Consider the following 9,701-nt stretch of genomic DNA (forward strand, 5'->3'; position numbering starts at 1 on the left):
TGGGGGATGTTGGCTTCTTGGTCACGCAGTAATGAGCCGGCGTCGGGGGTTTGGGCGTGGATCAGCGGTGCAAGCGCAAGCAGTCCCGTGGCGATAAGCCCGTGTTTGGTGGATGTGTTTTTCATGGTCGAGTCCTTCATTTTTAGGTGCGATGCTTGTTGTTTTCGTGGTATTTTTTTAAACAAGATACACGTTAATCTAGTTGTCTAATTTTTATACTAAACTACAAATAGAAGGAAATTGTGAGCATTTGGATTTTTATGTAATTTTTATACAATCAGTTGTCTATGTACAATTTTTAACGTTGATTTTTTAGCGTATAGCCCGGATGTTTAGCTTCGCTTTCTTCGATTCATAAATTCGCGTGATGATCGCGTAGGATATTGGTTTCCCAGTGTTTTTTTGCTGATATGTATAATAGAATTTCTGGTAATTTACAGTGCTAAAAAGTTACACAATCAGTTTAATTTATTCGTTACCGTCTCGAATGGGCTGGCATTCCCACGCACAGCGTGGGAGCGAGAAAAACGTAGATTTTTTAGCGTATAGATAACCCTGCGCGAAGTCGCAGGGAGTTTGACAGGATTCAGGTTTGTAATTTAAGTCCTTCGCCGTAGACACTCACAATGGTATCTTCGGGAAGTTTCTTTCTGAGATTTTTTATAGCTGTCCTTAAAGGACCTTGCTTGTCGTACGGGTCTTCCCAGACATGGGCAATAATATCGTTATAGGAAAAAACTCTGTTAGGATATCGAATTAAGTGCATGAATATCTTTTTTTCATTTGGTGTAAGTTTAATTTCTTCATTTTTATGTGTGAGGATTTCGGTTTGCACATTCCACATATATTCGTTTTTAAGTTGTAAGTTTTTTTGTGGAATTATTTGATAGCTTCTCATCTCTTCTACTAGCATCTGCACGGTTTCCTGCAGCGCTTTTCTGTTGAGCGGTTTGATAATATACTTGGTTAGCTTGAGCTCTGTTGCTTGGAGCAGCATATCTAATTCGGTGTGTGCGGTGAGCATTACGGCTTTTGTTACCGGGTCATTCTCCCTAACTTTTTGCAGTAGTGCCAGCCCACTGAGCTTAGGTAGATCAATGTCTAAAAACAGTATGTCTGGCTTATGTTTTTTGTAAAGCGCTAGCCCCTGTTCGCCATCTTGTGCTTCGTAGACCTGTTTAAAATAGCGCCTCAAACTTTCTGACACCCGCTGTTTTACACCTATATCGTCTTCTACAAAAAGCACCGTATAATCGAGTAGTTCACTATTCACACTTTACGTCCTTTAATTCAATGTTAAAACAAGCGCCTTGTTCTTTGCTAGACGCTGTAATGGTTCCGCCCATCTTTTTTTCGATGATGAGCTTGGTTATATAGAGCCCAATACCGGTACCTTGTGCCTTGTGTTTGGTGGTGAAGTAAGGATCAAATATCTTTTCTATTAGGTTTTCTGGGATGCCGCCGCCGTTGTCTTTAAATAAGATTCTGATGATATCTTTGTGTTTTTGGGCGCTGATGGTGAGTTTTTTTGGCGATAGTGGCTGATTTTCGAGTGCGTCCTTGGCGTTATTAATCAGCACCAGAATCACTTGCATAAAGTCGACTTTGTTGCCGAATATTTTTAAATCACCCTCTAGATTAAGGTTAATTTCGATCTGATCGTTTTCGAGTGTTTTATGGGTGATACTAAGCGACTCGTCAATAACCGCCGCGAGGCTAAAGCATTCGGCTTTATTATCTTTTGACAAGAAGTTACGGAAGTTGTCTAGGGTTTGTGACATATGTTCGGCAACACCTTCCATGTAGGCCAGTTCGCCCTCCAGTTTATCGGAGTGAAAACCGCTTTCATGTGCGAGATTATCTATGGTCATGACGGAGGCATTGATGCTTGCCAGCGGTTGGCGCCACTGGTGAGCGATGTTTTCTATCATCTCCCCCATTGCGACTAGCTTGCTCTGCTGGAATATCAGCCTGTCTTTTTCTAGGTTGTCTTGGTATTGCTGCTCCATCTCTTTTTTTAGTTTTTTGTTTATCTTCGAAATATCGTATTGGCGATAAAAGAAAAAAATCAAGACAGAGGTGATTACAGCGAGTATTTTCCAAATTAATGAATAGTCAATCGTTTGCTCAAATCTAACTGAGACCCAATTTGCGAGAATACGATTGCGCTCTTGCTGGGTGATGGTATCAATCGCTTTTGTAAGAATAGAGGCAAGGTGAGGCTCATCTTTAACAACCCCCATTTTTAACGCATTACGCTGATGGGTTTCCCCAGCGATTTTGATATTACTCAGCTTTAGTTTAGAGATATTGTGCGCCGCGCCTAAGTGGGCTGTTATCGTCGCAAATATTTCGCCATCAGACACGCGCCTGATGCCGTCTTCATAGTTTTGAACATAGACTATCTCTATACTCGGGTGGTTTTGTTGAATGTATTCATCAGTATTATGACCTTTTATCACCCCTACTTTTTTACCCTTTAGCGATTCATAGCCTCTTAGAAAACTAGCATTTTCTTTAGCGATAATAACTTCACCTTCATCATAAAGTATTGAGGTGAAGTCGAGATAGGTATCTCTTTGAGGGGTTTGATTTAGAAATGAGAGTGTTTCACAGCGACCTTGTTTGGCATATTCAAGGCTTTGTTGCCAGCTTGTGGTTGGGATTAGCCTAAACGGCTTGCCAATTTTTTGGCTTATTAATTCGATAAAATCAGCGGCGAGTCCAACATGCTCTCCCTGTTTTGTGATGCGCTCGTAGGGCTCCCAATCGGGATCGACACACATCGTAATGTCTCTTTTAAATTGAAGATATTGTTCTTCTTCTTTGGTGAGGTTTAGGCTTTTCCCTCTATCTTCAAACGAAATATATGAGAGGTTTTGGATATAGGTTAGCTCCTGTTTTGGAATCGCGGCATGGGCTTTTAAAAGAATTGAATAGAGCATGGGGTGCTGGTTATTCAATCCAAGGTGGACTTCGCCGTATTCGGTGTACATTGTTTGTGCTACAGTTAAATTGGCGCGTTTAATTGCATCCTGGTCATAATCGAACAGCACAACCGCATCCGCTGTGGGCTGGCTGCTACCCAAGTCTTGTATGGCATCTTGGTCTCTTTTTACCGGTATGATTTCAACATCAAGCTGCGTATCTTCGATGATGTTTTTTGTTACCGAATCAATGAGCGAAAACACGCGTTTGTTTTCTAAGTCATCTAGGCTTTGGATAGTCTGTTCATCGTTTCTTACAATAAGGTAGGTTGGGATATAAAAGTAAGGCGGCAAGAAGTTAAAGTGATTCTCTCGCTCTTGGGTGTGGCTAAGATAGAGTATCCCTTGAACTAAGCGGCCCTCAAGCACACTACTATAAGCTTCCGCCCAGCTATCAAAGTCAATTATCGTAAGATTTAATCCGCCATATCGATTAAGCAACTCTAAATATTCTAGGTCGACATGTAGATTTCTGAGATTACGGTGCTGCCGCCAGATACTCAAGTGAGCTATTCGAATGTTGGGGTTTTGTGCCAACCACTGCTGTTCTTCCTTGGTATAAAGCGGGCTGGTTTGCGCTGCTTCTGCTTGAGTGATCGGGTTAGTTTGATTCGCCTGCACAATAGGGGCTTGCATGATAAATGAGTAAATTGCTAATATCAAAGCTAGTATTATTGGCTTGTAAAAAAACATGGTCACAGCATTATTCAGCATTAAAAAGTCCAATTCTGGCGGTTAATCTAATTTAATTATTCTAACACAAGAGCACACATCTGTTTTCGGCTAGGAGCCTTTTGACAGGACAAGCGCATCTTAACCCGGATGTTTCATAGGTTAAACCGGTCTGCATTCCCACGCACAGCGTGGGAACGAGGTTAAGTTTCTCTCCTACGTTGTACCTCATGGCCATTAAGTTACTAGCCTACCTAACCGCCCTGTCACCCTGCGCGAAGTCGCAGGGTCTATTGCCGCCAGCGGCTGGATCCTGCGACTTCGCGCAGGATGACGGCGCTGGGTAAAAGAAATTGGTCATTGCGAGGCCGAAGGCCGTGGCAATCTCTGGCAGACTGTGCACGCCCTTGAGAGTTTGCCGCGTCGCTGCGCTCCTCGCAATGACCGTTTTTTTCTTAGCTTAATGGCGGTGACGCACAGCGTGGGAACGAGGTTAAAAGTGTTAAACTGGGAACAAAACCACTCAATTGCTGGTTGAGCATTTTTAAGGTTGCATTGGCTGACTAAAGAATGTACATTAATTGTGTACATTCTTTTTCAATGGTGATTAATATGATTCAACATTCATTTACCGAAGTTCGCAATCACTTTGCTCAGGTTTTGCAAACGCTGGAGCAAAATCAACAGGCGGTTGAAATTACCAAGCATGGATCGCCATGTGCTGTGATATTGCCTATTCAAACCTATCAAAATCAAACGGGATTTCAACAAAAACTTGAAGCCTGGCTAACAGAAAATGAAACCCTATTGTCAAATAATGACGTGTTCCCCTTTGACGAATGTCGCATCTAGATTTTCCCCACACTGTCATGCCGCCATATCGATTGCACATGGATTGATATTGGTCACTCGCAATACCAAAGACTTTGCGTTTATTGATGGCATTCGACTGGAAAACTGGTTTGAATAAATACAATACCCAACCTGCCATCCCTCAAGCACTTGAAGCCACACTGCTTGAGCTGATTCAAACTTCACCGAAGGGTATCAGCGAACACCTGTTGCTCAAACAACTTGCCGAGCGTGGTTATCCTGAGTTTGCACCGAGCCTTGAGCCGCTCAAACTTTTTCAGGCACATTTCCTATTGTTTCATCTGCTCTATCGCTTGCAAGCTCCTTGGCGTCAGCAAGGCTTGGGTGATTTGGATATTCATTGTTTGAGTATTCGCTTTAAGCCCGCGCCGCCGTTATCGCATGATTGTGCGCTGGCGGTTAATGACTCGCTAAGAGACTATTATCTTGATTACCACCACTACCGAGAAACCCAAAGCGCGGATGTCGTGAAACTATTGGATGATTTTTGGCAAACCTTCGCTGGGGTAAAACCAACCCATCATCCAGACATTGACCAGGCCAGAAAAACACTAGACATCGCGCCTGACCAACCCTTAAACAAAGCCATCATTGACCAAGCCTATCGGCGTTTATGCCAAGTCCATCACCCAGACAAAGGCGGGCACACTGCTGAATTTCAAAAAATAAGCCAAGCCGCGGCCACCTTAAGACAGTGTCTTTGTTGATTAATCCAAGCCCAAAGCTTGGGTTTTTCGGGTTAGGGTGTTGCGTCCCCAACCTAACAATGCCGCTGCTTGTTGGCGGTGGAAATGGCTGGACTGCATCGCGGCTTCAATTAAGACTTTCTCAAACAGCGGTTCAGCCTCGGTATGCAACCCTTGCTTTCCCGAAGCTAAAAACGCATCGGCCCACAAACGTAAACCGACTTGCCAATCCTGGATATTATCCGCATCAAGCATTTCCAAGCATTGTGAGCCCGTGCGTAACTCAAGCGGGAGATCTTCCATGTGCACCATTTTATCGGGGGCCATAATCGTCAACCAGGTACACAGGCTGCGCAGTTGGCGCACATTACCTGGCCAAGGCAGGCTGGATAAAAAACTGACCACGTCTTTTTCAAATTGTTTTTCTTCAAGCTTGAGTGTTTTGGCTTCTTTATCCATATAAAACTTCAACAGCAGTGCAATATCCTCACGTCGCTCGCGTAATGGCGGGATTTTAATACGAATAATATTTAAACGATAAAGCAGGTCTTCACGGAAACGCCCTTCGCGCACCAGTTGTTCCATATTTTGGTGGGTCGCCGCCACAATTCGTACATCGGCATTAATCGGGTTGCGTCCGCCTACACGATAAAAGCTGCCATCATTGAGTACCCGTAATAAGCGAGTTTGTAAATCAACCGGCATATCGCCAATTTCATCTAAAAACAAAGTACCACCATTGGCTTGCTCAAACCGCCCCACTCTTTGCGAATGGGCGCCAGTAAACGAGCCTTTTTCGTGACCAAAGAGTTCCGACTCTAATAATTCACGTGGAATCGCGGCCGTATTCAGGGCCACAAACGGCTTGTCCGCACGTGGGCTGAGTTCATGCAGTGCTTGAGCAATCAGCTCTTTACCGGTTCCGGTTTCGCCGTTTACCAGCACCGTTACATCTAGCTGGGATACGCGACCGATAATGCGAAACACTTCCTGCATTGCGGGCGCGGCGCCGATAATGTTAAGCGGCTGTTTGCTGCTGGTGTCTTTTCGTGCGCGTGGCGTGCGTCCGCCTGATAGCTGACGCTTAATCGCACGCTCTATCAAACTAATCGCCTCATCCAAATCAAACGGTTTTGGCAAGTATTCAAACGCTTTGCTTTGATATGAACGTACAGCCGTATTTAAATCGGCGTGCGCGGTCATAATAATCACCGGAATCGTTTTGTCAAACTCATGAATCGCTTCCATAAACGTCAGGCCATCCATATCCGGCATCCGAATATCGCTGACAATCACTGTCGGCGGAAAAGCTTCTAAATTTTTCAGCGCAATGGTCGGCGAGTCAAACGATTTTACAATGAACGGTTTATCTTCAAGTGCCGCTTCAAGCACCCATCGAATCGAAGCGTCATCATCCACAATCCACACGATCGGATGGGCCTGGTCAGTTTTTTTATTTTTATCGCTCACTTTTAACCTCTCTCAAACGGAATATAGACATGAAATACCGTATGCCCCGGCTCACTTTCGGCCACAATTAAGCCGCCATGTTGGCGAATAATATTTTGTGATACAGGCAAGCCTAGTCCTGTTCCCTCTTTTTTGCTGCTCACCATCGGATAGAAAATGGAGTCAAACACCTCTTTTGGAATCCCTGCTCCTTCATCATGAATACTGACCACCGCGACCAATGGAAAAGTTTGCGTGCCCAAAGTAAACTTGCGTTCAACACGGGTACGAATCGTGATCAACCCTGTTAACCCATCCATGGCTTGCATCGCATTTTTTATTAAATTTAAAAACGCCTGAATCATCGCCTCAAAATCCATCCGAATCTCAGGAATCGACGGATCATAATCCAACATCACTTGAACCGTTTCTGGAAACTCTGGCTTGGTAACACGCAACACATGACGAATCACTTCATGGATGTTATGCAATTCTTTTTCAGCGGTTTGGCGCGGACCTAACATCGAATCAACGAGATTTTTAAGCCGCTGAACCTCTTTAGAGATAACATCTAAAAAACTAATGGCCTTTTGGTCATCTTGAAACCGTTTTTGCAATAACTGCGCCGCGCCATAAATACCTGCAAGTGGATTTTTAACTTCATGAGCAAGGGTTTTGACTAATAGATTGCCCGCCTCGTATTGATGCCAACGTTCGTCTTCTTCTACAATTCGGTGATGACGCTCGGTATTAAACAACTCCACTAACCAACCTGCACGGCTGTTGACCTCATAACACGAAAAAGTACAACTCACGCGCACACGCTGCAAATCAGGTAACTGAATTTGATACTCGTGAATCGTGAGTCGCTGCTCACCAAAACTGGTTAGATCATCTACCAGGCCTGGCAATAACACCTTCCAAGCCACGCCTATAATACGCCGCGTACTGACTTGCAATAGCTCAGCGGCGGCAATATTTACATAACCAATTTTCTGCTGGTCATCGACCCAAATCACCGCTGTGGCCAAACCGTCCAGCAGCTCATCCCATGCCACATTTTTAGAGGTCAGCTTCATAGCTCAGACTCCGCTTCAACCATTAACGCACAGGCCATACGGTAGTCGAGCGCATGACAACGACCCGCCACCTCTAGCATCAAGGGGCCATTAAACGGCGCTTTGGACTGTACAATTAACTCCACCCCCATGGCCAATCCAATCGAGGAGAGATAGCGAAGCTCCTCGGGGGAGCGATTTTTGATTCTGGCTAACTTGGCCGGCTTTGTTTCCTCAAGCTCGGTTAAGGGCACTAGGTTCTGTGGCGTAATTAACCCATCGGCATCAGGAATCGGTGAGCCATGCGGATCATGCGAGGGCTCACCTAATGCCAACCACATCGCATTCACCAATTTATCACTCACAGCGTGCTCAAGGACTTCAGCTTCTTCATCCACCTCATCCCAGGAGTAATTCAACCGCTCCACTAAATACTGCTCAATCACCCGATGGCGACGAATCATTTGCAACGCCACCTGGCGCCCCGAATCAGTCAAAGAGACCCCATAATAAGGTTCATACTTAACAAAGTCTTGATCAGACAACTTTTTGATCATATTGGAAACCGATGCCTGCGCCACCCCTAAACGACTGGCAATCGCCGAGGTATGCACCCCCTTATTTTGCACTTGAGGATCTTCAAGCTTATAGATGCATTTTAAATAGTCTTCGATGGCTTTCGATGCTGACATAATTTCCTCATAAAACAAGACAAAATAAAACGCTTATTTTGCCCTATTTTGATGCAAAAATCTTGTGATTGGTGCAAAAAAAACGACCAGGCCTGGTTGGCACTGGTCGAAAGTTAACGCAGAGAGGTACAATGACAACCTCGCTCCCACGCTGTGCGCCACTGCCATTAAGTTAAGAAAAAACCTGTCATTGCGAGGAGCGCAGCGACGCGGCAATCTCTCAAGGGTGTGCGCAGTCTGTAAGAGATTGCCACGGCCTTCGGCCTCGCAATGACGGGGTTGGTTGTGCAGAGTCGGCTGGAGATTACACACGGCCTTCGGCCTCGCAATGACAGAATGAGCCGTCATTGCGAGCGGAGCGAAGCAATCTTTGGAACCAGTGCGCGGTTGGCTAGAGATTGCCGCGTCGCTTTACTTGCGCAAAGCTTGAATCTGGTCACTAGACAACTCAGTAAGCTGTACGATCATATCATTATCAAAACCTTTTTGGATTAATGCACGTGCCATTGTTAGCTTTTCAAGTAATCGTCCTTCTTCACGGCCTTTTTCGATGCCAATCCCAATGCCCTCTTCACGGCCTTTTTCAAGGCCAATCCCAATGCCTTTTTCAATCCCGCGCTCTTCACCACGGATTTCTGCTTCTTCAACATGGGTATCAATCACGTTTTTCATGTCGCGGTAGTATTTTAGGCTGGCTTCGTAGGTTTGGCGCTCAGTTGGCGTGAACTTGGCGATGCTGGCTTTTTCGAAGATGCGTAGGAAGATTTGTTGTTGTAGTCGACGTGGGATGTCGTGCAGTTTGTGCAGGTTTTTGAACAGGAATAGCCATTTGTCTTGGTCGGTTTCAAGTTCGTCTTCGGTTTTGGTGAAGTTGGGCATGGTCAGATAAATGAACATGCATTTGTCGTAGAAGACTTGGTTGTGTTGGTTTTTGAGTTGTACGGTATGCACCACATCTTTGTTGCCGGCGGATTTGTCTTCGTCGAATTCAAAATCGAGAATGCCGATGGTGTAAACGGCATCGAGTTCAAAATCCCAGTCGTTACCGCGCTCGGCTTGTTGTTGAATCGGGAAGCTGGCGTAATAAACACTGCGGTCTTTAAAGAACTTTTGTTTGGCCTTTTGGATTTCAACGATGAAGTGTTCACCAGATGGGCTGGTACAGTTGAGATCAAACACCGCGCGGCGATCTAACTGGGTGATGCCGAGTTTTTCGTTATGGGTGAAGTTGAGCTCTTGAATTTGATGTTTTTGCGGTAACAGGGTATTGAGGAACGCAATTAG

At 45.0% G+C, this 9,701-nt stretch carries 8 protein-coding genes; 2 read left to right on the forward strand and 6 right to left on the reverse strand.

Features of this window, described 5'->3' with window-relative positions; genetic code table 11:
- Positions 1 to 586: 586 nt before the first annotated feature.
- Complete coding sequence (locus NA59_RS11755; RefSeq protein ID WP_044412938.1) at positions 587 to 1,273, reverse strand: response regulator transcription factor; 687 nt, start codon at positions 1,271 to 1,273, stop codon at positions 587 to 589.
- The gene (locus tag NA59_RS11760; RefSeq protein ID WP_198401110.1) at positions 1,266 to 3,623 is read right to left on the reverse strand and encodes a transporter substrate-binding domain-containing protein; all 2,358 of its coding nucleotides are present in this window, start codon (positions 3,621 to 3,623) and stop codon (positions 1,266 to 1,268) included. The genes NA59_RS11755 and NA59_RS11760 overlap by 8 nt, the downstream gene beginning before the upstream one ends.
- 648 nt (positions 3,624 to 4,271) lie before the next feature.
- Between NA59_RS11760 and NA59_RS11765 the strand changes: the two genes are divergently transcribed.
- Together NA59_RS11765 and NA59_RS11770 are read left to right on the forward strand one after the other, a co-directional pair.
- Positions 4,272 to 4,511, forward strand: coding sequence for a type II toxin-antitoxin system Phd/YefM family antitoxin (locus NA59_RS11765; RefSeq protein ID WP_157792617.1), 240 nt, complete (start codon positions 4,272 to 4,274; stop codon positions 4,509 to 4,511).
- Between the two features lie 110 nt (positions 4,512 to 4,621).
- A complete protein-coding gene (locus NA59_RS11770; protein ID WP_157792618.1) occupies positions 4,622 to 5,239 on the forward strand; it encodes a DNA-J related domain-containing protein in 618 nt (205 codons plus the stop codon).
- Here the strand turns inward: NA59_RS11770 and ntrC are convergent, their stop codons facing one another.
- The 4 genes from ntrC to NA59_RS11790 form a co-directional block, all read right to left on the reverse strand.
- Complete coding sequence (ntrC, locus tag NA59_RS11775; RefSeq protein ID WP_044412946.1) at positions 5,240 to 6,688, reverse strand: nitrogen regulation protein NR(I); 1,449 nt, start codon at positions 6,686 to 6,688, stop codon at positions 5,240 to 5,242. It lies immediately after the preceding gene.
- 2 nt (positions 6,689 to 6,690) lie between these two features.
- Positions 6,691 to 7,746, reverse strand: a complete 1,056-nt coding sequence (gene glnL, locus NA59_RS11780) for a nitrogen regulation protein NR(II) (protein ID WP_044412949.1) — start codon at positions 7,744 to 7,746, stop codon at positions 6,691 to 6,693.
- On the reverse strand, positions 7,743 to 8,417 hold the full coding sequence (locus NA59_RS11785; RefSeq protein WP_044412952.1) for a metal-dependent transcriptional regulator: 675 nt from the start codon (positions 8,415 to 8,417) through the stop codon (positions 7,743 to 7,745). Before NA59_RS11785 ends, glnL begins: the two co-directional genes overlap by 4 nt.
- 411 nt (positions 8,418 to 8,828) lie before the next feature.
- The coding region (locus NA59_RS11790; protein WP_044412955.1) for an Rpn family recombination-promoting nuclease/putative transposase at positions 8,829 to 9,701 on the reverse strand (873 nt) is incomplete at its 5' end.

The sequence above is a fragment of the Thiomicrospira microaerophila genome, assembly GCF_000934765.1.
GTDB lineage: Bacteria > Pseudomonadota > Gammaproteobacteria > Thiomicrospirales > Thiomicrospiraceae > Thiomicrospira > Thiomicrospira microaerophila.